At 68.7% G+C, this 21019-nt stretch carries 27 protein-coding genes; 2 read left to right on the top strand and 25 right to left on the bottom strand.

What is annotated here, in order from left to right:
• Nucleotides 1-3 precede the first annotated feature (3 nt).
• The 9 genes from AB0B90_RS04030 to AB0B90_RS03990 form a co-directional block, all read right to left on the bottom strand.
• Complete coding sequence (locus AB0B90_RS04030; RefSeq protein ID WP_362920713.1) at nt 4-363, bottom strand: hypothetical protein; 360 nt, start codon at nt 361-363, stop codon at nt 4-6.
• A gap of 378 nt (nt 364-741) precedes the next feature.
• Complete coding sequence (locus AB0B90_RS04025) at nt 742-1224, bottom strand: hypothetical protein (RefSeq protein ID WP_362920711.1); 483 nt, start codon at nt 1222-1224, stop codon at nt 742-744.
• A 10-nt stretch (nt 1225-1234) separates the two neighbouring features.
• Nucleotides 1235-1669: a minor capsid protein gene (locus AB0B90_RS04020; protein WP_362920709.1), complete on the bottom strand. Its 435-nt coding sequence runs from the start codon at nt 1667-1669 to the stop codon at nt 1235-1237.
• Nucleotides 1666-2016, bottom strand: a complete 351-nt coding sequence (locus AB0B90_RS04015; protein ID WP_362920707.1) for a hypothetical protein — start codon at nt 2014-2016, stop codon at nt 1666-1668. Before AB0B90_RS04015 ends, AB0B90_RS04020 begins: the two co-directional genes overlap by 4 nt.
• A gap of 13 nt (nt 2017-2029) precedes the next feature.
• The gene (locus tag AB0B90_RS04010) at nt 2030-2359 is read right to left on the bottom strand and encodes a hypothetical protein (protein ID WP_362920705.1); all 330 of its coding nucleotides are present in this window, start codon (nt 2357-2359) and stop codon (nt 2030-2032) included.
• Nucleotides 2347-2754, bottom strand: a complete 408-nt coding sequence (locus AB0B90_RS04005; RefSeq protein ID WP_362920703.1) for a hypothetical protein — start codon at nt 2752-2754, stop codon at nt 2347-2349. Before AB0B90_RS04005 ends, AB0B90_RS04010 begins: the two co-directional genes overlap by 13 nt.
• Before the next feature lie 77 nt (nt 2755-2831).
• Entirely contained in the window at nt 2832-3185 is a 354-nt protein-coding gene (locus tag AB0B90_RS04000) for a hypothetical protein (RefSeq protein WP_362920701.1), read from the bottom strand.
• A 15-nt stretch (nt 3186-3200) separates the two neighbouring features.
• Nucleotides 3201-4415, bottom strand: a complete 1215-nt coding sequence (locus AB0B90_RS03995; RefSeq protein WP_362920699.1) for a DUF5309 family protein — start codon at nt 4413-4415, stop codon at nt 3201-3203.
• Between the two features lie 17 nt (nt 4416-4432).
• A complete protein-coding gene (locus AB0B90_RS03990) occupies nt 4433-5077 on the bottom strand; it encodes a hypothetical protein (protein ID WP_362920697.1) in 645 nt (214 codons plus the stop codon).
• Between the two features lie 305 nt (nt 5078-5382).
• On the opposite strand from AB0B90_RS03990, the gene AB0B90_RS03985 reads away from it, so the two are divergent.
• Nucleotides 5383-5841: a hypothetical protein gene (locus tag AB0B90_RS03985; RefSeq protein ID WP_362920695.1), complete on the top strand. Its 459-nt coding sequence runs from the start codon at nt 5383-5385 to the stop codon at nt 5839-5841.
• Nucleotides 5842-5859: 18 nt separating this feature from the next.
• Here AB0B90_RS03985 and AB0B90_RS03980 read toward each other — a convergent pair whose 3' ends face one another.
• The 5 genes from AB0B90_RS03980 to AB0B90_RS03960 all read right to left on the bottom strand — a co-directional run bounded on the left by AB0B90_RS03980 (nt 5860) and on the right by AB0B90_RS03960 (nt 11746).
• Complete coding sequence (locus AB0B90_RS03980) at nt 5860-6015, bottom strand: hypothetical protein (RefSeq protein WP_362920693.1); 156 nt, start codon at nt 6013-6015, stop codon at nt 5860-5862.
• Nucleotides 6015-8330, bottom strand: a complete 2316-nt coding sequence (locus tag AB0B90_RS03975) for a phage minor capsid protein (RefSeq protein WP_362920691.1) — start codon at nt 8328-8330, stop codon at nt 6015-6017. The genes AB0B90_RS03980 and AB0B90_RS03975 overlap by 1 nt, the downstream gene beginning before the upstream one ends.
• 47 nt (nt 8331-8377) lie before the next feature.
• Nucleotides 8378-9934 (bottom strand): phage portal protein, encoded by a 1557-nt coding sequence (locus AB0B90_RS03970; protein ID WP_362920690.1) that lies wholly within the window; start codon nt 9932-9934, stop codon nt 8378-8380.
• Nucleotides 9935-10023: 89 nt separating this feature from the next.
• Nucleotides 10024-11268: a terminase family protein gene (locus AB0B90_RS03965; protein ID WP_362920688.1), complete on the bottom strand. Its 1245-nt coding sequence runs from the start codon at nt 11266-11268 to the stop codon at nt 10024-10026.
• Nucleotides 11249-11746, bottom strand: a complete 498-nt coding sequence (locus tag AB0B90_RS03960) for a hypothetical protein (protein ID WP_362920686.1) — start codon at nt 11744-11746, stop codon at nt 11249-11251. The genes AB0B90_RS03965 and AB0B90_RS03960 overlap by 20 nt, the downstream gene beginning before the upstream one ends.
• A gap of 34 nt (nt 11747-11780) precedes the next feature.
• Between AB0B90_RS03960 and AB0B90_RS03955 the strand changes: the two genes are divergently transcribed.
• The gene (locus AB0B90_RS03955; protein ID WP_362920684.1) at nt 11781-12125 is read left to right on the top strand and encodes a winged helix-turn-helix domain-containing protein; all 345 of its coding nucleotides are present in this window, start codon (nt 11781-11783) and stop codon (nt 12123-12125) included.
• A gap of 87 nt (nt 12126-12212) precedes the next feature.
• On the opposite strand, the gene AB0B90_RS03950 is transcribed toward AB0B90_RS03955, so the two are convergent.
• The 11 genes from AB0B90_RS03950 to AB0B90_RS03900 form a co-directional block, all read right to left on the bottom strand.
• Nucleotides 12213-12710: a hypothetical protein gene (locus AB0B90_RS03950; RefSeq protein ID WP_362920682.1), complete on the bottom strand. Its 498-nt coding sequence runs from the start codon at nt 12708-12710 to the stop codon at nt 12213-12215.
• Nucleotides 12707-13429: a hypothetical protein gene (locus AB0B90_RS03945; RefSeq protein WP_362920680.1), complete on the bottom strand. Its 723-nt coding sequence runs from the start codon at nt 13427-13429 to the stop codon at nt 12707-12709. Before AB0B90_RS03945 ends, AB0B90_RS03950 begins: the two co-directional genes overlap by 4 nt.
• Before the next feature lie 110 nt (nt 13430-13539).
• Nucleotides 13540-13914 (bottom strand): hypothetical protein, encoded by a 375-nt coding sequence (locus AB0B90_RS03940; RefSeq protein ID WP_362920678.1) that lies wholly within the window; start codon nt 13912-13914, stop codon nt 13540-13542.
• Nucleotides 13911-16475, bottom strand: coding sequence for an AAA family ATPase (locus AB0B90_RS03935; protein WP_362920676.1), 2565 nt, complete (start codon nt 16473-16475; stop codon nt 13911-13913). The genes AB0B90_RS03940 and AB0B90_RS03935 overlap by 4 nt, the downstream gene beginning before the upstream one ends.
• A 2-nt stretch (nt 16476-16477) precedes the next feature.
• Nucleotides 16478-17131 carry a hypothetical protein gene (locus tag AB0B90_RS03930; RefSeq protein WP_362920674.1) on the bottom strand — a complete coding sequence of 218 codons (654 nt, stop codon included), beginning with the start codon at nt 17129-17131 and terminating at the stop codon, nt 16478-16480.
• Nucleotides 17132-17293: 162 nt separating this feature from the next.
• A complete protein-coding gene (locus tag AB0B90_RS03925; RefSeq protein ID WP_362920672.1) occupies nt 17294-17845 on the bottom strand; it encodes a hypothetical protein in 552 nt (183 codons plus the stop codon).
• Between the two features lie 92 nt (nt 17846-17937).
• A complete protein-coding gene (locus AB0B90_RS03920; RefSeq protein ID WP_362920670.1) occupies nt 17938-18561 on the bottom strand; it encodes a hypothetical protein in 624 nt (207 codons plus the stop codon).
• Between the two features lie 21 nt (nt 18562-18582).
• Nucleotides 18583-19380, bottom strand: coding sequence for a hypothetical protein (locus tag AB0B90_RS03915; RefSeq protein WP_362920668.1), 798 nt, complete (start codon nt 19378-19380; stop codon nt 18583-18585).
• Nucleotides 19377-19970 carry a hypothetical protein gene (locus AB0B90_RS03910; RefSeq protein WP_362920666.1) on the bottom strand — a complete coding sequence of 198 codons (594 nt, stop codon included), beginning with the start codon at nt 19968-19970 and terminating at the stop codon, nt 19377-19379. Before AB0B90_RS03910 ends, AB0B90_RS03915 begins: the two co-directional genes overlap by 4 nt.
• Nucleotides 19967-20458 carry a hypothetical protein gene (locus tag AB0B90_RS03905; RefSeq protein WP_362920664.1) on the bottom strand — a complete coding sequence of 164 codons (492 nt, stop codon included), beginning with the start codon at nt 20456-20458 and terminating at the stop codon, nt 19967-19969. The genes AB0B90_RS03910 and AB0B90_RS03905 overlap by 4 nt, the downstream gene beginning before the upstream one ends.
• A 99-nt stretch (nt 20459-20557) precedes the next feature.
• Nucleotides 20558-20923, bottom strand: a complete 366-nt coding sequence (locus AB0B90_RS03900) for a hypothetical protein (protein ID WP_362920662.1) — start codon at nt 20921-20923, stop codon at nt 20558-20560.
• Between the last annotated feature and the right edge of the window lie 96 nt (nt 20924-21019).

Here is a 21019-nt window from a genome sequence, read left to right as displayed (position 1 = left end):
GGATCAGCCGTCGAACTCCGCGGCGGTAGGGGCGTCAGGTTCCCGCTCGGCGCGGAGCAGCCGGAAGATGCGGGTCTTGGGGTCGGCGAGGAGGCCGAGGACGCGCACCCGCAACCACCGGCCGGTACGGGCTCGGAGGAGGCCGGGCTCCTCCAGGTCGATCCCGTACGTCTGGTGCAGGTCCGCCTCGATCAGGCTCCAGCGGGAGAAGAGGTCCGCCCACTCGATCCCCGCGCCCTGCGGTTCGGGGTTGTACCACTCTCGGAGTCCGGTGTCGGGGTCGATGGGGCCTCCGCCGGGGTCTCCGTCGACGGGGCCGTCTCCGAGGTCGATCGTGGTTTTGGGAGCCCACCGCGCGCCCACACGTCCTGCGCGGCCTCATCCCCGTGGATGTGCCAGGTGAGCGCGGTCAGCCCGCACGCGCGGATCTGCTTCCACGTGGCGCCGTCCGCGGTGAGCTCGTCGTACACGGGTCCGAGGGACTGCCGGTAGAGGGCGGTCTCGGAGCGGTCGTCGGCAACCTCCTCGTCGTCGCTCTCGGCGGCCGCGGCCTTGTCCTTGAGGCCGGTGAACCGGGAGGCGAGGCGCGGCCAAGTTTCGGCGTCCAGGGCGGGGACGGAGTAGGTCTTGACCTGCCCGGCCGGGCGCGACCCGCGGGCCGGCAGGGGGACGGGCAGGTCGAGCGTCTCGCCCAGGCTGGCGTCCAACTCAGGAAACTTCGGCATGGAGGGGTTGCCCTTTCTACGCGTCTTCGAGCTCAGGGAACGGGGTCAGCGCGGCGCGTTCGCCCTGGCCGCCGAGGGTGAAGTTAAACGGTTCCAGACCGGTCACCGGGCCGCCGCCGCCCCCGTACTCGACAGTGACGTAACCACGCCACGCGTCCGGGGAGCCGTCCTTGCGGTAGTAGCGGATGTCGATGTTGGAGCCGACACCTACCAGGTTTCCGGCGTCGAGGATGGCCTGCTGGCCGGGGTCGGCCACGAAGGTGACGAGGTTGTCAGCGTCCCTCTTCCTCTTGCCCTCGCACTCCAGGCGCCATTTGCGCTGCGTGATCTGGTCGGATCCCCAGCCGCCGGAGTCGAAGTCGGAGTCGTCTTCCTTCGTCGACTCGATCGTTTCCTTGATGGTGGTCATGCCCTTGACCTGGGTCCACACCGGCACGTCGTACGTCCCGGTGTTGACGTCGAGCTGCCAGTCCTTGGCGAGCAGCGAGCGGGTTGCCATGGTTCTCCCTCTATCCGGGGCGGTGCTGGGTCGGTCGGTGGGTGAGCAGGTGGTAGGAGTCGGCGCGCTCCCAGCGGCCGTTCCCGTCCGAGCCCATCGGGGCTTGGATGCGGCGGGTGCAGAGCAGGATTCCGGCGGCCGGGAGCCGCCAGCCCTGCAGCACGTCGAATGCCGTGTCAGCGATGCCGTCGACGACGCGCGGGTCTGTGGTGCCGCGCAGACGCAACTGGACGCCTTGGGTGCCGTCCGTGCTCACCGGGTCGTCGGCGCCCTGGTCGACGCCGTAGCAGGCGAGTGCGATGGCCCGGTCAGGGGTCGTGGGGAGGCGGCCGAACACGATGGCTGTCTCCCCGCTGGTGTAGGTGCCGGTGGGCTTCCAGGTGCCGACGCCTTCCGCGTGCAGCTGCTCGGCGAAGGCGGTGAGGAGATCCGTGGTCCAGCTCACCGCAGGCTCCTGCGGATCTCGGCGGCGACGATCTCCTGCACGGTCCCGGCCTCGGCGTCCCAAGGGTCTTCCAGGTATTTCGCCTTCCGGCCTTCGTCGTGCTTGAGGGTGAGGTCCTCATGCTGCCGGACCGCATACGGGGTGTCGTAGGAGACCGCACCAGTCAACGTGGCGGGGTCCACGCTCGCCGTGCCGGATCTCTCGAGAGTGCCTTCTTCGTGCGGCACCTCCTCACGGGACACCTGGAGCACGTGCTCCATGGCCTTCTGCAAGCCGCGGACCGCACTCTCCTGCATCTGCTTGTCGAGCTGGCCGAGATTCAGCTTCAGTGAGGACCGCTGAGGCATGCCCGCCACCTCCTCACTGGAGCGTCACTTGCAGGTGGGAGGGGACGGGGAGTTTGCCGCCGTCGATGGGCGCGGACGTGAGCACCGTCGACGTGCGCCCGTCGGGGAGGGTGACGCGGGATCCGGCCGGGCAGGTTTCGGTGAGCTGCATGCGCAGCGTCGTCTCGGAGATGACCTCGGAGCCTTCGGCGTCTCGGACGAGGCGCCGTTTGTGCTCGACCAGGGCCCGGATGACGGTCTGTTCGCCGTACTCGGAGCCGAAGGGACCTTCCCCGATGAACGGCTCTACGGTGACGTTCTGGCCTGCACGCTGGAGCAGCCAGCCGGGAATCATTCGCGGCATTGGTAGGTCCGGGGGGAGTGGCCGAGCAGCCCGGCACCGTCGAGGATCTCGACCGCCTCCGGTGCCCGGCGGGGATCCACCGCTCCACCGGTCGGGTCAGTCCGACTGGGTTTGGACAGGCTGATGCTCCCGGCAGTGACGGAGGTGTACTCGCTGCCGGCGCCCAGGCCGTCATCCCCGTTCGCCTGCCACCATTCGACGGTTGCGCAGCAGGCGTCCCGCATCGCGGTGATGTGTGCTTCCTCGGTCGGGGTGCCAGCATCGTCTACCGGGTAGATGGACGTCTTGAGCAGGACGTTGTCCATGTACCTGCTCGCCCGCGCCAGCATGCGCTCGGATCCGGCGGGCGGGGTGTCGCCGAGCCAGGCCTCCAGCTCTTCCACGGTCGCGTACATCACCCCTCCTCTGGTTGGTACGCGGGTGAGCGGCCGGCCCCCTCCAGCACCAGCCGCCCACCCGCGCGAACAGACCCCTACCTGGGGTTGACCCGGATCACCTGGTAGGTGACGGAGGCATGCGCACTGATGTCGAGGTGGACGACGCGGCCGTCCGCGCCTCCCTGGTCGTACGCGCTGCCCCACGGGCCGAACACCTGGGAGGTGGCGGCGGCGACGGCCTTGACCCGGTTGGCCGGGGCGACGCCGTCGACCTGGGCGAGGCCCCCGAACTTCGTGGTGATGTTCACCGAAGCGACGGCGCCGTTGTTGACAACGACCGCCGTGCGACCGTCATTCGGGATCGAGATGCCGTCCGCGGTGAACGCGACCGGCGTGCAGACAGCGCCGGTGGTGGCGGCGGTGATGGGGGTGGTTGCGACACGGGCCATGAGTGATCAGTCCTCTCAGACCTTGAGGCCGCGGTAGAGACCGTGCGCCTTCTCGACGCCGTACTCCAGGCCGATCTCGCCGTAGAGCATCACCTTGTCCGAGCTGCCGGTCTTGGCGAGCGGCTCTTCGAAAAAGACGCCCTTACCCGGGACACTCAGCAGCACGGGGCGGAGCATCTCCATGCTGACGATCGCCAGGGCGTCGCGCGGCATGTGGCGGTCCAGCATGATGTTGAACCGGCCGAAGTCCGTAATGACCGTGTCCACGGAGACGCCGCCCATGGTGCGGGACTGGTCCACGTAGGTGATCTTCACCCCGGCCTCCGCGTACGCGCGGGTGATCGCGCGCCGCTGCACGGAGTTGACGAGGATCGTGGCGCGGGCGGTGTCGGAGATGCCGCCGTTGTCGTAGACCTGCTGGGCCAGGTCGTCGATGAGGGTGGTGGTGAGGTCGGTCGTCCACGGCACCATGTAGTCGATGTTCGACGTCGAGGTGCCGAGGGTCAGCGCGGTGCCTCCGCTGGTGGTCGCGACCTTGAAGGTGTTCGTCGCCTTGTTGACCACGTAGTAGGTGCGGCCGGCCACGACGTTCGTCGCGTCCCCGGTGCTGGTGAACACGATCTTGTCGCCGTTGGACAGCCCGGTGGCGGTCTCGGTGATCGTGTCCGTCGCCGACGACAGGCCCGTGATCGTGCTGGTGGCCTTGCTCACCTTGTTTGTGGTGATGGCCTGCAGCAGCCCTCGCGTCTTCCGCGCGGTGCTGTTGGACGTCGGGTTGTTGTAGACGCCGTTGATGAACGAGTAGTTCACGTCCAGCGCGATGGACTTGAGCGCCTGCTCGACCTGCCAGTCCAGCTCCGACTGGACCGGGTTGGAGCCGGGAACCCCGTTGTACGGCGCGGACTGCGGCGTCGCGATCTGCCCGGTCGCGGCCTGCTTGGTGTAGGTGACGGCGACGGTTTCCTGGTGGATCTGCACGACGTTACGGATGTTGCCGCGCACCCGCTCCTCGGCGGTGGGCGCGTCCGCGCCTTCCACCTTGGTCCGCTGAGACGGATCCCTCAAGTCGTAGGACTGCCATTCGAACTCGACGGCGTCGGTCTGGCCGCCGCCGGTGAGGCCACCGATCGCCGACAGGAGCGGGGTCTCCTCCGGCGTCAGGGAGAACAGCTGCCCGTGGTAGTTCGGCAGGTTGAACGTGGTGCCGATGCCGGATACAGAGCCCGCCATGGTTATCTCCTAGATCATTACTGCGGTTGGTTGAGTGCGGCTTTCTGCCGCTTGAGGGTGATGGCCAGCCGGTGGTTGCCCGACTTCTCGGCGTCGGCGATCTGCTCGTCGAGGGACTGCGTCTGGTGGCCGCCGGATCCGGTGAAGTCGCCGCCGGACTGCGGGGGGACCGGGGGAGGCGGGGGCGTGGTGGTCTGCTGGGCGGCCATCCACGGGTTCGCCTTCAACGCGGCCTGGATGGTCTCGGCCAGGCGAACCGGGAAGTCCTCCGCGCTCGGGTCGAGCTGCTTGGCGTGCTCGGCGAACACCGTGCTGCCGAGCAGGGCCTGGGGGTTGACGCCGTGCTCGGTCGCGGTGGTGTACGCGTGCCGGAGCACGGTCTCCGTGCGGGCCTGAACCCGGTACTTGGCGGCGTCGCTGCGCGCGTCGGTGAGCTCCTTCTGCCACTTCTTCGGGAGCTTGCCGATGTCGTCGATGCCGCCGTCGTCGACCTGCGTGGGCGCGGGGGGCGTCCAGGTGGGTGGTTGTGGAACCGGCGGTGTGGTCTGCGGTGCCGGTGCCTGCGGTGAGGTAGGCGCCTGCGTGGGAGCCGGGGGGGCCTGCGCGGGTGGGGCCGCGGGCGGCTGGCCAGCATCGGGTGCGGGCGGGGCGGGTGTGGTCATGCGGACCCTCCAGGGGAGCGCGGTGGTGGGTGGCCGGCGCCTGGCCGACCAAGGTTTTGGACCGCTCCGGGCGGTCCTTTTCGGGCATCCATCCCGGACGAATGCGGGTGGATTGTCTGTGGTGCGTCGTATGGTGCGCGGTTATGCACCCTCCGCAGCAGCCCCAGCAGGGGCCATACCAGCCGACGCAGCAGTACACCCAGCCGGGCCCGCCGCCGGGATGGCAGCCTCCGCCGGGCCCGTATCGGCCGGAACTGTCCCCGCCGACGCCTCCGCAGAAGAGCGGAAAGGGGCGGGCGATCGCCGTGCTCCTCGGCGCGCTGGTCGTCCTGGCGCTGCTTGGCGGCCTCGTCAAGCTGCTGGACGGCGACGGGGAGCCGGTCGCGGCCGAACCGTCAGCAAGCGCGGCGCCGAGTCAGACGACGAACGCAGTTCCCCAGCTCACCGCAGACGTAATCGTGGAGAAACTGGGGGATCTCTATCCGTTGCCGAACGCGCAGGACAACACCGGGACGTGCTCAGGTGAACCTGGGGACACACGTGGATGCGTGAAACTGATCACTACAGACACTGTGTCGGTGTACGAATTCAGGAACACTGCGGTAGCGAAGCGTTGGGTCACCAGATTCCGCAGCGATGGCCATGATTGGCGGCAAGCTGATCGATTCGCGTTGGCCTGGTCAGCACGCGATCAAGCACTCACCTCGAAGGAAGCTCGAAGTGAGATGACGGACGCACTTCGAAAGTGGGCAGTCGAAAAGTAGGCGCACAGGCCGAGGACATCAGGTCTGGTCTTGGCTGTTGAACCAAGCGTCCCACGCCACGTACTCGGGATCGTCCGGACCGATGGTCACCATGCCGTCGCCGACGATCCCTCCAGGCCCTTCGGCGCGGCGGGGGATGGTGATGGTGCCATCGGCGTTGCGGGTGGCATCCATCAGCTTTCCTCCTTGGCGAGCAGGTTATCGAAGTATGCAGACAACCGACCGCCCACTTCGACCCTTTTCCGGCTTGGAAGGCCCATAGCCAGGCCGATCTCCATGTCTCGCATCGCGGCAGGTTTGTCTCGATGCATGGTCCACGCAGCGAAGGCCTCAGCCCACATCTCCTGTCGGCCCGCTTCACCGGCCTGCGCGTAGTACGGGCTGACACCATGAGAGACCGCGTCAGCGTGCAGGGAGCGCCACTCCGGACTGGAAGCAGCACGGCCCAGTGCGTGATCTAGCGCGTGGCCCGTCTCGTGCACACAGACCGAGGTCGACCCGTGTCCGTGGCCGCTGCCAACCATGACGCGCCGCGACGTCGGATCGTACGCGCCTGTGACTGCGTCCCAGGTTTTCCCCGGAGCCCAGCCGCGCGGCTGCACTCCACGTAGTTCCGGCATGAAGTCGGGGATGGCGCCGTCGCCAAGGTCTACGCCGCGCACATGTGCGGCGAGCGCGTCGTGGAAGGCGTCGGGGATCTTGGTGAAATCCTCAGCGTGCTTCGGTCCGGCCTGGGAGCCTTTCTGGATTCTCAGCCGGTTGCCGTACAGGTCTTCCAGCTTTTTCACCTTTGCTGCCGTGGCAGCTGCTGCGGCAGCCTTTTCGGATGCCTTCGAGGCCTCGGCGCCGTGCACGGCGCGGACGTCCGCTGGAGACACGTCCCGCTCCTGTCCGTCCACCTCGACCTTGATCGCGCCGTATTTGCCCTTGCCGATGACGCGGCCCGGCTTGCCTGAGACGGTGACGTCATCACCTTCGCGGAGTACGGCGTTGCGGGCGTCCACGCCGACCTTTTTGCCGGGCTTCGCTGCGGTCGGGGGCTTCTTCTTGGCGGCCTGCTTGGCCTTCTCAGCCGTGGCAGCTTCTGCTTTCTTCTTGGCCTCTTGAGCGAGCCGCTCAGCCTCGGCTTTCTCGGCGGCTTCCCGCGCGGCCGCCTCCTGGGCAAGCCGTTCGGCCTCGGCCTGCTCGGCGGCCTGCTCGGCGGCTTCCTGGGCGGCTTTCTCGGCTGCTGCCTTGTCGGCCTTGGCCGTCGCCGCGGCGGCCTTCTTCGCCGGATCCACGGGCTTTTTCGCCTTGGGGGCGGGGCCGGTGCCGGGTGCGGGCGGGGTCAGGTCGGAGACGGCCCCGCCCTTCGGCCCGCCCGGGCCGGGGTGGTTGCCGGCGCCGATCTGCTCGCGGTAGGGGAGCCGCTTGAGCTTGGGGTTGGCCTTGAGGTGAGCACGCAGCTGAGCCTGAGCGTCACTGACGTCCGCGCGGGCCTGCTTCTTTGCGGTCTCGTCGAGGGCGCCGAGCTCGCGTTCCTTCGCGGCGCGGATTTTCCGCTCGAGGGCGCGCTGCTTCTGCCGGGCCTTGTCGCCCTCAGGGTCGGCGGTGTTGGCCTTGAGCTTGGTGACACCGGGCAGGTAGGCGCTCGCGCTGTGGCGGCAGTTCGGGTGGAACAGGCCCTTCGCTCTGGCGCCGTCGAGGGTGTCGAGGACGTCGACGGTGACGAGCTCCCCGTCGCGCGTGCTGTGCTCGACCCGGATCTTGCCGATGGGTCCGGAGTCGCGGCGCAGCACCTTCGACTCGAAGGGGCGGCAGCGCTTGCACTCCTGGCTGTTGTCGGACACGTAGACGAGATCGAGGCCGATCGAGGCGAGGCGGTCCATCTGGCCCTGCACGGCCGCGCGGGCGATGTTGGTGCGACCGATCATCTCCGCGTAGCTCGACAGCCTCCACCGGCGACCGCGCGAGTCCGTGAACGAGGCGATCCCCTGATCCATGAGCCGCTGCCACGCGGCCTGAGAAGCCTGCCTACGGGTCGCCGTACTCGTGGCGATGCGCGCGGCGGTGGCGGCCTGGACGGCCCGGTACGCGTCTTCGGGGGCGCGGAGGATGTTGCCCTCCACGCGGCCGAGGTCGCGGTGCAGCGCCTGGGCGAGGTTCTCCATGAGCGCCGCGTTCGGCACCTGGAGCATGGCTTCCTTCGCCCGGATCCTCGTCAGCATGTCGGTCGGGATCGACGTGAGGGCCGAGGCGGTGCCCGACCGGTACGCCGTGCGCACCGCCTCACGCACCGCGGCGCTCTTGGTCTTCGCGAGACGCTGCTGCACGGCGACCGCGGCCGCGCGCAGACGTCGGATCGCGTCGAGCTTCACCTCGGCCGTCGGCGCGTCGAGGCCCTTCCGGAGCTCGTCGGCGATGACCTTCACCAGGGACGACTCGACCTCCCGGTAGAGGTCGGCGATGGTGCCGGCGATTTGGTCGAGGAGGTCCTGGTCCACAGCCACCGTGACCTCCCTCGACCATCACTTTGGGAGATGCCAAAGTGATGGCCCTACTCCTCGGGTGGTCCGTCCTGCTCGCCCTCGGTCTCCGGATCCTCGCCCTCAGGTCCGGTCATCTCGTCGGGCAGCGCGAACGGATCCATCACCGGAGTCGGCCGCGCTTCCGCGATCCGATCCACCTCGGCCAGAATCTCCGAGTCGTCCCAGTCCGGATGCAGCAGGCGGACGAGGGTCTCGTCGGACGCGGCCTCCGCACGCCGCATCAGCTCAGCCGTGGTGGCCAGCTGCAGCATGTCCGCGGACACGCTGTCGCCGAAGGTGATAGTTGGCCGCTCTGGGGTGACCGAGCTGCCGAACAGCTCCGCCTCCAGTTCCAGCAGCATCTCCACCGCAGTGGCCAGCTCAGGCTTCGAGTAGACGGTCTTCGTCGCCGTCGTCGTGAACGACTGGCGCTCCTTCGCCATGACCTCCGTGGCCGTGACTGCGACCTCGCCCGTCAAGCCGAAGCTTTGGGCGGAGTATCCGGTGGCGCGGAGGATCGCGGCGAGCAGTTCGGCGCTGGTGTCGCGGTGCTCGGCGACGCGGATGGCGAACTGGGTGACGGCCAGTTCCATGCGCTGATCGCCGCCGAGAACGTCCAGGGCTTCATAGACCTCGCGGTCGGGATCGAAGTACCCGCCCTTCCCGGGGCCCTGGTTCTGGATGTAGCTGCTGGGGACGTGGATGCGGCCCTTGCCCTGCCGGATGTCGCGCATCCAGCTGGTGTAGGTCTCGTCGAGCGCATCCATGAGGCCGAGGGTGGCGCCGGCGATGTCGGAACGGCCGAGGTTCGCACCTGCGGGCATGTTCCGCCACTCGCGCTGGGGCCGCATGTTCGGGAAGTAGACGGCCGACAACCGCTTGATGCGCGTCTCGACGACGGGCTTCAGGACCTTCGTCTCCGAGTGGGAGGCGAGGGGGAGCTGCTTGCCGAGGGCGCCGGCCTCCCCGGCGTAGAGGCCGTTGAAAATGTAGCCGGGTTCGTGCCGCTCCAGGTGGCGGATGAACGTGCGGTCGTCCTGCTCGATCAGGCGGTGAAACGTAACCGCGCTGAGCCTGCCCCACCGGAATTCGGGGACGGCCGCGTCAGCGTGGATGGCCTGGAGCCAGGGCTTCTCGGCGATCGTCTTGTCCCAGACGGCCTTGAGGTAGTAGCCGCCGAGTGCGGACCCGACTTCGGAGCCTTCCAAGAGGCTCGCCTGGAGGCCTTGCTCGATGAGTTCCTCGATGCGTTCTTGCGCTGCCTTGTCCTTGACCGTGATGCTGGGCGGCTCGGAGTAGAGGAGTTTGGAGCACATGGCGGCGATGTCGCTCGCGACGGGGACGTGCAATTTCGTGCGGCGCTCACCGGCGGGGGTGGGGACGCCCCAGAAGAAGCGGGCGCCCCAGCCGACGAGGCCGCCGCGGTACTGGCTCGGCCGGTTGGCGGGTCGGGTGCCGGTGTGGCCTTCGTAGGCCTGGGCGAGTTGCTCGCTGTCGCCGACGTACCAGGCGTTGTGCAACGCGTACTGCTGGTAGATGGGGTCGAGGTTGCGGGGCGGCCAGGTGCCGCCGCTCGGCAGCGGCATGACGCGCTCCTCTCAGAGGGTAGGTAGATCATCTTTTGCAACTCGCGGGAATGACTATTCCCACAAGTTACCGACTAGTAGAGCAGTGCTCACGCGGCCGAGAGGACAGGATCAGCGAGCCGGTACTGCCACACCGCCCGCGTCGTATGGATCGCATACCGGCCACCGTCCAAACTGTGGTCCGCCGTCTTGATCGGAGCGTCGATCCCTTCCTTCTCCGCCTTCTCGTCATCCCACGAGTAGCCGGGAACCTCCTCGATCCACCCCGAGCACGAACGGTGAACCTTGAGGCGGTCGGTGGCCAGCAGGGAGGCGACGGTACGGATCCCTGGGAGGACCTCGTTGTCGCCGAGCGTCGACGTCACGCCGTCCTGGTGGAGCTGCACGCGGAACGACGCGGCCGAGGGATCGATGACGACGTACTGGGGGCGCGCGTGGCCACCACCGTCCAGCCAGGTCCGCAACCGTGCGGAGTACTCGACGTCCGTGAGCGAGCGCCGGTTCAGCTTGGAGTCGTACCGGTATTCGCGCGTCAGGTACAGGCGGCCATCGGCGCCCAGGCCGAGCATCAAGGCGGCGAAAGGATTCGTCGTCCCGTAGTCGACGCCGGCGGCGATCCACTGCTCGATGGGCGGCAGGCCGTCGACGACGTGGCGGGTCTCGTCCCACGTGTCGTAGATCGCGCCCTCGGCGAGACACCATTCGCCCTTGATGAAGCGGCGGTACCAGAGGCCGACGTACTCCTGTTTGAGCGCGGCGACGTAGGCCGGATCGAGGGCGGGGTTGTCGTCGAGGGTGAAATGCCAGTGGCGCAGGTCGAGCTCGCCCGCGCGCAGGATGAACTTCTTGCGCACCCAGTGCGAGGGGCCGTCAGGGTTCGTGGTGCCGAACAGTTTCGCTCCGGGCACGGACAGGCGGGCGAGCAGCTGCGTGAAGAACGCCTCGGGCAGCAGGGTGAGCTCGTCGACGTAGGCGCCGGCCGCGGTGAGGCCTCGAAGGCGTCCCTCGGCGCGGGCGTCGTTCGCGGTGATGACCTCGATCTGGCGGCCGAGGATCGTGGCCGTGCTCGCGCCGCGGGTGTAGTGGACGTGCTGGGCGACGTCGCCGAACAGGGCGGGGTCTTGGAGGGGGCCGAGGATGTTGCGGCCTACGGTGTCGAGCGTCTTGCCGGACACGACGAGCGCGCCGCCGCGCGGGGCCTGGGCGACGTACATGAGCCAGCGCAGCAGGGACGAGATGGTCTTGCCGGAGCGGACGGCGCCGGACCAGATGTTGATGCGCGCCGTGCTGTGAGCGATCGAGCGTTCCTGGAGTTCACTCAGCCGGGGTAGCACCGTGGCGCTCCTGCATGTCGGCGAACACTGCGCCGAGGAGGCTCGCGGCCTGCTCGGCTCCGGTGCCGGAGTCGTGCTTCTCGATGACGAGGTGTTTGTCGATCGCCACGGCCGCGGCCGTCATCAGGTTCCGCAGATCGGACACCGGGGGCCGGGGGAGGCGCTTCTCGTTGTAGGTGTTGTCCTTGCCGCCGAAGTTGAACGCGACGTGCTCGGCGTCCATCTGGTCGAGGAACTCGTTGGCCTTCACCAGCAGCCGCCGCGACGTGGTGGCGCGGAGGGCGGCGTTGTCGGCCTTCTTCGCCTCGGTCGCGTTCTTCGTGACTGACCGGTCGAAGGCGATCCCTGCCTCTTGGGCGATCTTCGTTACGGTGCCTGCTCCGACGCCGTGGGCGCGGGCGACTTCGTTGCGTTTTCCGCCGGCCTTGATGCTCTCCAGGATCGCGGCACGGAGGGCGGGGTCGAGAGGCTTGGGCACACGCGCTCACCCCCTGGCCGATACCGTGACGCGAATGGTGGAGAAGACCGGCCGACCGGCCTACTTGCAGATCGTCGACGAGCTTCGTGCTCAGATCCGTGCAGGCGAGTTGCCGCCCGGGACGGCGTTGCCGTCGATCGCCCAGCTGTGCGAGCGGTTCGACGTGTCGGCGAGCGTGGTGAAGGCCGCGATCAGCGTGCTGCGCACTGAGGGCGTGGTGGTTGGTCAGCAGGGCAAGGGGGTGTTCGTTCGCCAGGTGCCTGCGACCGAGTCGTCGTCCGGGGCGATGCTTGAGGAACTCGCGGCCCTGCGGCGAGAGCTCGGGGAGGTTCGGGAGCGGCTGGCGGCGCTGGAGGCTGTGGTGCTGCCGGAGGAGTGAGGAGGCCCCGCGCGGTGGCGGGGCTCGTGTGCGCATGCTGCGCGTGGCTCGATCATGGGGCTTGTGGATAACTCGTGTCAAGCCAGGTCAGTACCGGGAAGCCAGCACCTGCTTGGCAGCTTCAGGTCCCATCGTGATCCAGTTACTCCAGACGGTCTGGTCATTTGCCAGTTCTGCCCCGATGCGGCAGCGCGCGCCATGAGCGGGATCCCCTGAAGATTCGACCCCGTGAGTGCGCCATCTGGCTTGTGAAATGCCTTTAAGGGTGTGCTGGGAATCGCCGATCAGGCCGATCTCCTGCGGAGGATTAACGCCGTCGTGGCCGTGGAAGCGGACAATCTGGACTTCGCCGGCGCGGTGGTTGCTCACGGTCACATTCACGTACGTCATTCGGCGTGAACCGTTGGGGTAGTCCTCAAGCATCTCGGTGTTCACCGTTGCAGATACTTTGATCTTGTATCCGCCTCGTCTGAACGCACGCCAGGCTATGAAGAGACTTCCTGCTGCGATCAGTACGCCGGCGCCGCCGAGCGCTCTGGCGAACCAGTCGGGTTCTGCGGCCGCGGTTAACGACAAGAGGCTCACGACGCAATCTTCCCATCTGAGGCGAAGCTCTGGAGCCGCTTGGCGAGCCACGCCCAGTCCCGCAACGGCCAGCATGGCCGGCCGCCCCACCAGGTCGACACGTCGCGGTGCGGCGGCTCGCACACGCCTTCACAGACGATCGCGATCTGCTCCCCGGGCATGATCCTCACCCTCCACGTCCAAAGATCGTCTCCGGCCGCCTGGGGGCCATCTGGGGGGCACCAGGGGCAGGTGATGCGGAGGATCTGGCCGTCGTGCCAGAGGTCGAGGTGGTGGGCGAGCGCGTTGGTGATGCGCCGGATCCGCGGGGCGAGGTCCTCGGCCAGGCCCGGATCGACGAAGTCGGCTTCGACGAGGTGGCGGGCGGTGAAGTCCAGGAGCGGGGAGGCGTCGGCCTGGAGGGTGGCCGGCGGGAAGGGGATCGGGCACATGATGGCCCGGGAGGTGAGCGCGGCGCTCGTCCAGGCTTCGATGGTGAGCTCGTCGAGCGCCATCACCACGTCGAGGTCGACGGGGACCGGGTGTTCGCCGGGCATTCCTGCGGCGCGTTCGGCGCGTTCGATGCGGGCCAGTTGATCGCGGAGCGCGCGGGCCTCGGCGGTCATGAGGTGGGGGCGGGGTGGCCGGGGGGTGCCGGGGAGGCAGGCGTCGAGGAGGTCGGGCCAGTAGTCCGCGGCCCAGGCGAAGTCGGCGGCGACGGCGGTCGGCAGGTGGTGCACGGTTGGGCTCCCCGGGGGTGGTTCGGTCGTGGTCGGGCTGCATGCTGCCGAGGGAGTGGCGCTTGCGTCACAGGCCAACGGGCGTCCTGGCTGTGATGTGCGCCACATGCTCAGAACGGGATGTCATCGGTTTCGGCCTCCGTGAGGATCGCGGGCACCTGGGAAGGCGCCGTAGCCAGCGGTGGGGTCCAACATTTATGTGCAGCATGAACCGGATATCGACGCGGCTTATTTATGTGCCATTCATAACGCAACTCCAATTCCTTTTTCTGCGCCCCACCGATGAGGTCGTATGTCATTCGGCCTTGGATGAGCGCGAGTGCTTCCCCGAATTCGTCCACCGGGGTGATGTCGACGCGGGCGGGGAGGGCGGCGCGTTCGTCGTCGAGGCCTCGGAGGATCGGCTTCGAGCATCTGGCGCAGAGGCTGATGCTGGCGGCTCGGAGGTTGCCGCCGGTGCGGGCGAGGAGCCAGGCGGGGATCACAGGGCGTCCTTGGGGTCGAGGAGCTCGCCGGTGTCGCGGTTGATGCGCATGCCCTCGGCGATGGTTTCGGGGCGGTTGGGGGTGATGAGGTCTGAGGGGTCTCGGGGGTCGTTGGGCGGTGGGGTGTGCGTCAGTGCGTCGTCCCCCCTATAGGGGGACGCACTGACGCACTCACCGCCCAGTGCGTGACGCGCTGGCAACGCACTCAACGCACTGGGGCTGTGACCTGCGGATTGAGTGCGTTGATCTTGTGACGCGCTCATTTTGGGGGTGTGATCGTTTTCGCTTATTGACGCGTTGAAGATCAACGCGCTCAACGCACTGGGTTGACCTGCTGAAACACTATTAGACACGGTGCCGGATTGAGCCTTTTTGTGATCTTGCAACGCACTCGATCCGCCCGTCAGCCAGTGAAGCTGAGCCCCCCGGGCGCCCGGCGAGCGCCTCACTTTCTTCGCCGAGACGAGCGCCTTGAGCGCTTCTCGTACCGCTTTCTGGGTGTGCTCCTCGCCCGTGATCGCGTCCTCGATCTGGCGCCCCGACTGCCCCGGGGACAGCGTCAGGAACTCCACGATGGCCTCCGAGGTTCCCCGGTGCTTGGCGTCACGCCGGTTGCCCCCGGACAGCTCCAGGCGCCGCGTGGACGCCTCGAATGACAGCAGCGACTCGGGCACCTCAACGTCCCGGCCATACGCCGAGAAATACCTGGGTGCGGCCGGATCCATTTCCCCGTCGTCGCTTTTCTCGCGGACGAGCCGCCATTCCACATCGGGCCAGTCCCGCAGTCGGGACGCGCCTCGGGACCGCTCGCCGGAATGCCCCATGTGGTGCACAACAATGGCTTCAGAAACGCCTGCTTCTTTCAATAGTTCGTCGAATGCGACGAGGAACCGCCCGGCTTCCTTGTCCTCGGACAGGCCGAGGGCATCGAGGATCGGGGCGAGGCAGTCGAGCACTACGACGGAGGCCCCGGCGGCGCGGAGGTCGGCGGCCCACTCCGAGCGCACCTCGGGGTCGAGGATGTCGAAGCTGCTGAGCCTGCCGCGGAGGGCGACGACCGCAGCCCCGGCCGTATTCTCGATGCCCTGGTCGCGGAGCCACCGGCGCACCATGCGCTCGTCCAGCTCGTCGTCCAGGAGCACGACCTTCCCGGCGAACGGCTGCACCGGGAACCGGCCGAGGAACGGCACGCTGTCGACCAGGGACCGCAGAACGTTCCCGACCATCGTCGTCTTCCCGGCTTTGAACTGGGCGGCCAACACGACGCGGCCGCCCGCGGGCCACAGGCCGTCGATGCGGTACTGGGCGGGCTCGTCAGGGATCGCGAGGAACGCGTCCAAGCCGACGATGCCCGGCCGCCCCTGCACACCCTGACGAGCCCTCCGGGCCCGGCGCGCGGCCTCCTCGCGCACCCGGAGTTTGCGGAGCTCGTAGGCGACTTCCCGCTCGTAGGCGAGGGCGTCGAGGTCGAGCTCCTCCTCTTCCTCGAGGGCGGGCTTCTCAGGTTCGGGGTGGAGCTGGTGGACGGTGGCGAGGTTGCCGACCGTGTCGAAAGGGGGCGGCCCCGAGGAGTCCGGCCCGGTGGGGGCGATGAGGTCGGAGAAGTCGTCGTCGTGCGGCAGGCGCTCGTCGACGTCGGCGCGTAGCCCGTCCAGGTCGGCCGCGGCTGACTGCGCGACCGCCCAGGCGAGGACGCCCATGAACTCGGCCTTCGCCTGCCCTGGGGGAAGTCTCCGTTCGGCCCCGTCTCTCGAGGTGGCCATGGCGGTGACGAACGCGTTGAGCAGCGCGGTGGCCGCGTCGAGCGCCGGGTAGAGGCCGGCCGCGGCTTCCCGCATGGCCCCGGCGGTGGCGCGGAGCGCGATTCCGTGCCGGGATTCGCCGGTGGCGAGCGCGGTGCCGAACTGGGTGAGGACGCCGTAGAGCAGTTCGGGCCGGGTGCCGGTCGTGTGCCGGTCGAGGAACGCCTTCACTTCGCGGTCGGTGGCGGCGTCGTTGGAGTCGCCTGCGTCGGGCAGCTGCTCGGCGAGCACCGCGGGCAGCACCGGCAGGGTGCCGGTGCGCTGCCACGCGTACCGGCCGCCCTCGGCCTCCTTCTCGTGCTCGGAGGGGGCGACGACGATGATGCCGTTCCGACCGCGCACCTCACCCCACCCCTTCCCCAGGCCGCCCGTGCTGTTGCCGAGGGACCGGTCCGGCGGGGCCGCGTACAGGTAGTGGCCCCGCCGCTCGTTGCTCTCCCGGGTGGACTGGAACGGGGGCGGGGTGAGGCCGAGGACGGCGACCAGGAGCGGCGGGAGCTCGTCGGGCCGGTCGACGTCGAAGCAGATCGCTCCGGAGCGGCCGACGTGGAGGGCGAGCGCGTGGTCGGTGCCGGCGAACCAGTCGACGATCGTCTCGGCGTCGCGGCTCGACTTGGACGGCCAGCCCTTCCCGAGCACGGACCCGGCGTGCTTCGTGGCCCGGTTGACGGGGAGCACGTACCAGCCCGCTTTCGCGTAGGCGAGGGCCGCGGTGATGGGGTCGTGGTCGGGGGTGATGTCGGGGATGTGAAGGGTCACGGTCAGGCGCCGCTCTCGCCGTGCTCGAAGCGGGCCGACCGGGCGGCGATGTAGGCCGGACGCACAGGACATTCCCCGTAGTTCTTGAGCACGTGGCCGCCGGTGTAGGTCTGCCCGGAGGGGAGCTCCGGGAGCATCAGGGGCCTGTCCAGGTCGGTAGAGGCCAAGTCCGTGCAGAAGACCATGGGCCCAGTCGGGTCGTGCTCCGACCCATGGCCGAACAGCCACGCCTCCGCGTGAATTTCACTCCAAAACTTCTGGTGCCCCTTCCAGGGGGTGCCGTAGTCGGCAGCGTCCCGGAGGAGCACATGCACGGGATACTGCTCCGCTTCGACGCGGGGGATCGGGCCGAGGATCAGCAGCCCGCGTGTGCTGCACTCGGCGTCAGTGGTGTCCGGTAGGGCTCCGGATCCCGCGGCCTTGGCGTACAGCGCGGCATGCTCCTGGAAGCTCTCTTCGTCGCCCTTCACCTCCACCCAGGTCTTCGTCTCGGGGAGCCAGAAGTCCGGCAGGTACGGCGTGCCGTCGACGATGAACCCCTGGGGCTCGTACTCCCAGGCAATGCCGAGGTGATCGAAGAACACGGCCCATCGCGCTTCGAGGCGGGAGCGGAACCGGCATCCCGCGTAGCGGGTCTCTATGGCTGCGATCTTCATGGTGCCTCCCGCTGGTCGTGCCCTGCTGGTGGTGCTGAGCGCCCGCCCCGGGACTCGAACCCGGGCGTCTGCCGGTGGGGCTGTGAAGCTGGGGCAGCCCCCCGCGCTGGGCCGCTTCCATCGGCGCGCACGGGGGGCTGGTCTCAGGGGAGATCCGCAGGGCTACGGCTTCTGGCCGACGCCAGCAGTCACGGCCTCAGCGATGAGCTGGGCCGCCTGCGTGCGCACCGCGGCCACGACCTTCGCCCGCTCGTCGGCGATCGCCGTGGACAGTTCCGCGCGCATCGCGGCCACGACCTCATTGCGGACCAACTCCTGGAGCACGGTCGTGCGGGAGGAGCGGTCCGAGGGACGGGTGAGTGCGGTCTTGGCCTCCTCCGCGATCAGCGTGCGCAGCGTGGTCGGCTCGCCGTACGGCTCTCCGTAGGTGTTGGTGCGGCGCAGGTCGCCGGTCATCGCGTCCTTGATCAGCGCGGTGACGTGGGCGCGGATCTCCTCGGTGGTGATCTCCCGGACGCGCTTGGCCAGGTCGTCCCACGCGGGGCCCTTGGCCAGCTTGTCGAGCGCCTGGCGGCAGATCAGCTCCGCGAGGGTGCTCGTGCCGCTGTAGTTGCTGCTGACCTTGGTGTCGAGGTTGAGGTCGGGGGTGGTGAGGTTGAGCGTGGCGTCGATGTACACCTTGGGCTCGTCGTAGTCGTCGTCGTAGCTGCTCACGGGCGTGAACCTTTCTTTGTAAAGGGGAGGGGGAGGGGGTGGCCGCCCGGCCTGCTGCTTCCCCACAGCGGACCGGGCGGCCGGTCAGGGGGTTAGGCGAAGCCGAGCGCGGCCCGCTGGTCGGGGGTGAGCTGGGCGATGGCCGCGGCCTGGGTGGGGTCCATGCCGGGCGGCGCCGTCCACGCGGCCACCGGGGCGGGCTGAGCGACCGGCGCGGCCGCCGGAGCCGGGGGCGCATACACCGGAGCGGCAGGCGCGGCCGGGGCGCCCTGGAGGAAGGCGTTCGCCTGCACCGCCGTCGGCCGCTGGTAGGTCGCGGCGTAGATCTTCGGCGGGTTATGGCCCCGCTTCTTCGCCTCGCCGTCGGCGACGTACTGAACGGTCAGCGTGCCGCCAACCTCCAGGCCCGCAGCCCCGGCCGCCCGCACCGCCTGCCGAACGGCCTCCAGCAGCTTGGCCTTGACGTAGAACTTGCGCTGGCCGTCGTCGTCGGGCACCTCGGGGTCGCGCAGCTCGGTCTGGACGGTGACGACGAGCTGCATCATGGGCTTGCCGTCGGACCAGGTCTTCGGCTCGCCGGTGTCGAGGTCGGTCTGCTGGGTCACCTCGGGCTGGCAGGTGATCCGGCCGCCGACGGTCGCGCCGATCGTCTCGAACTTCGCCGAGGGGATGCCGCCGCCCATCAGGAAGGCGTTGGCGTCGAGCTGAGCAGTCATGCTGATTCCTTTGATCGTTTGTTACTGGGCGATGAGGTCTTGCAGTTCCGACGACGCTGCTTCGAGCACGTCGGGGTCACCCGGACAGCCGTCCGAGAGGTTCGTGGACCCGGGCTTGAGCCACGGGCAGGACCGGCACCACGACTCGCGGCGCCGAAGCAACGGGAACGCAGCCGGGCCGAGCGCCGCGGTGAGCTTCGCGATCCCGTCGACCCGGGACAGGGCGTCGAGGGCGCGCTGCCGGTCGTACGGCGCCGACCAGAGGAAGCGCTGCCGCCACTCCTGGTCGCGGGGGAGGAAGTAGACGGCGACGTCGGTGACCGGCATGCCGCGCAGCTCCCAGCCGAGGCCGTACGTGTGCGCCTGCACCTCGTACTGCTCGCCCGGCCCGTCCTTCTTGTACTTGCGGAGCGTGGACCCGCCGGGGATCTTCCAGTCCCACACGACGCCGTCGAGGTACAGGTCGCAGTTGCCGGAGATGTCGTCGCCGTTGACCTGGCCGACGGTGACGCGCTCTTCGAGGAGGTAGCGGTCCTCCCCGTTCTCCGACCAGCCGGGGAGCGCCATGTTCGCCGCGGCGAGCAGCTCCTGCAGACCGGTGTGGACGTTCGTGCCGATCCACGCTTTCCAGGACAGGGGCTGGTCGGTGTTGACGGGCGGGTGGCCGGAGGTCTTGTAGCCGTGGCGCAGGTCGCAGGGGATGCCGAGCTCGCTGGGCCCGATGCGGGTCTGCAACGACCTGGGCGCGCTGTTGATGTGCGCCTCGATCAGCTGGTCGAGCTCGGTCTGGAGGGCGGCGACGCGCGGCGAGACCGTCACAGCGCGGTTTCCGAAAGCTCTTTGTCGAGCGGGGTGCCGTAGTCCGCGTGCAGCCGGTACTCGTCGAGCAGGCGGTCGAGCGCCCACCAGTAGCCCGATTCCTTCACGTGCGCGTCGCGCTTCGCCTTGATCCACGCCTCGACTGCGTCGCCGCGCTGCGCGTGTCGCTTGGCGACAGGGATGAGCGCGACCAGATAGTGACCCGCCGCTCCCGCCTCGCTGTGGACCGGGCACTCCGGGTCGTTGGTGACGCGCTGACTGCCGACGCCGATGTCCACGTATTCGCACCAGCACTTCTTGGTTGCGATGGCCTGGCGGATCGCGTCCTGGTAGGGCTCCCACGGGCCGAGACCTTCGACGTTCGCGTCGACCGACGTTTCCTCGGGCGTCCATTCGGTCGCGGCCCGCCGGACGAGCAGGTGCGCGTCCGGCGACCTGCCGAACGATGCCTGGGCGCGCACCATCTCGGCGACCCGCTCGAGCGCCCACTCCCGGTCGCCCGGGGTTTCGTGGTGGATGAGGGTGACGGTCTCGGTGCGGCCGTCGGCCCACTGGTGTGTGTAGCGGGCGGCGAACTCCAGGCCACTCACCGGGCACCGTCCTTGCGGATCGCGAGGTGCAGGTTGAACAGCGCGAGGGCATCGGCCTGGTCGAGCGGACCGCGGAAGTTCTTCGAGATGACCTTCTGAATGACCTCGTCGGCCTGACGCGCCTTCTCGACGATCGGGGACACCTCGGTGCGGGCCGCGTTCAGGATGGTGACGAGGTCGCTGTACAGCAGGTCGTTGAACGTCTCGACGCCGTCGACGAATCCGGCGCTGCGACGGGAGATGTGGTTGGTCGGGTACCGGTGCTTCACCCGGCCGTTGACGATTCGGTCGTTGCGCGACGGTCCACCAGCGGCGTAGGCGGCGACGCGCTTGATGCTCTCGGCGAGCTGGTCGACGGTGCAGTCGGCGGCGCACTGGAACAGCTGCACGCCGTTGAGGAGCTGCCCGGTCGGGGCCATGGGCGCGTCGTCGCGCCCGCAGGTGGTGCAGGCGACGCCGTCGCGCTGCGCCTCGTTGAGGTCGGTCATGTCGTCCTCTCTGAACTGGGGAAGAAGGTGGTTCTGGCGTTGGGCGGAACCGCGCTCCCCTGGCCCCTGATGGCAGGGGAGGGCGGCTCGGGCTCAGCGTCAGAGGGTGGCGGTGGCGGCGGCGACGGCGAGGCCCCTGTGGGACCAGGTGACGGCGTCGTCGTCGGCGGCGTCGTAGGGGATCCAGCAGCCCTCGACGTCGAGGACCAGTTCGGCGGCTTCGTGCTGGATCTGCCAGCCGCCGTGGTCGCACGGAACGACCAGGAGCTCACCCAGCTGCTCGGTGTCGTCGTTCTCGCGCCACTGGCGGGGCATCCGGTTGGCGGCGGCGTAGGCGGTGCGGCGCTCGGAGGTGGTGAGGCCCTGGATGATCTCGTCGCGGACATCGGCGCGGAGGTTGGTGAGGAGGGTGGCGGTGATGACGGCCGCGGCCTGGTCCTGCTCGTCGGCGATGGTGATCGTCATTCGGGGCTCCTGAGATCCGGGGGGCGCTTCATCTTGCTTCATTCTGCGTCGCGGTGACAAGAAAGAAGCTATCTCATGACGCATCATGAAGCAAGA

Source organism: Streptosporangium sp. NPDC049078 (assembly GCF_040648855.1).
In the GTDB taxonomy this organism is placed as follows: Bacteria; Actinomycetota; Actinomycetes; order Streptosporangiales; family Streptosporangiaceae; genus Streptosporangium.
This window is presented reverse-complemented; position numbering and strand designations above follow the sequence as displayed.

Coding starts and splice junctions, on each gene's coding strand:
- AB0B90_RS04025 (WP_362920711.1), bottom strand. CDS start 1,224: ATGGCAACCCGCTCGCTGCTCGCCAAGGACTGGCAGCTCGACGTCAAC.
- AB0B90_RS04015 (WP_362920707.1), bottom strand. CDS start 2,016: ATGCCTCAGCGGTCCTCACTGAAGCTGAATCTCGGCCAGCTCGACAAG.
- AB0B90_RS04010 (WP_362920705.1), bottom strand. CDS start 2,359: ATGCCGCGAATGATTCCCGGCTGGCTGCTCCAGCGTGCAGGCCAGAAC.
- AB0B90_RS04005 (WP_362920703.1), bottom strand. CDS start 2,754: ATGTACGCGACCGTGGAAGAGCTGGAGGCCTGGCTCGGCGACACCCCG.
- AB0B90_RS04000 (WP_362920701.1), bottom strand. CDS start 3,185: ATGGCCCGTGTCGCAACCACCCCCATCACCGCCGCCACCACCGGCGCT.
- AB0B90_RS03995 (WP_362920699.1), bottom strand. CDS start 4,415: ATGGCGGGCTCTGTATCCGGCATCGGCACCACGTTCAACCTGCCGAAC.
- AB0B90_RS03990 (WP_362920697.1), bottom strand. CDS start 5,077: ATGACCACACCCGCCCCGCCCGCACCCGATGCTGGCCAGCCGCCCGCG.
- AB0B90_RS03980 (WP_362920693.1), bottom strand. CDS start 6,015: ATGGATGCCACCCGCAACGCCGATGGCACCATCACCATCCCCCGCCGC.
- AB0B90_RS03970 (WP_362920690.1), bottom strand. CDS start 9,934: ATGCCGCTGCCGAGCGGCGGCACCTGGCCGCCCCGCAACCTCGACCCC.
- AB0B90_RS03955 (WP_362920684.1), top strand. CDS start 11,781: ATGGTGGAGAAGACCGGCCGACCGGCCTACTTGCAGATCGTCGACGAG.
- AB0B90_RS03930 (WP_362920674.1), bottom strand. CDS start 17,131: ATGAAGATCGCAGCCATAGAGACCCGCTACGCGGGATGCCGGTTCCGC.
- AB0B90_RS03920 (WP_362920670.1), bottom strand. CDS start 18,561: ATGACTGCTCAGCTCGACGCCAACGCCTTCCTGATGGGCGGCGGCATC.
- AB0B90_RS03905 (WP_362920664.1), bottom strand. CDS start 20,458: ATGACCGACCTCAACGAGGCGCAGCGCGACGGCGTCGCCTGCACCACC.
- AB0B90_RS03900 (WP_362920662.1), bottom strand. CDS start 20,923: ATGACGATCACCATCGCCGACGAGCAGGACCAGGCCGCGGCCGTCATC.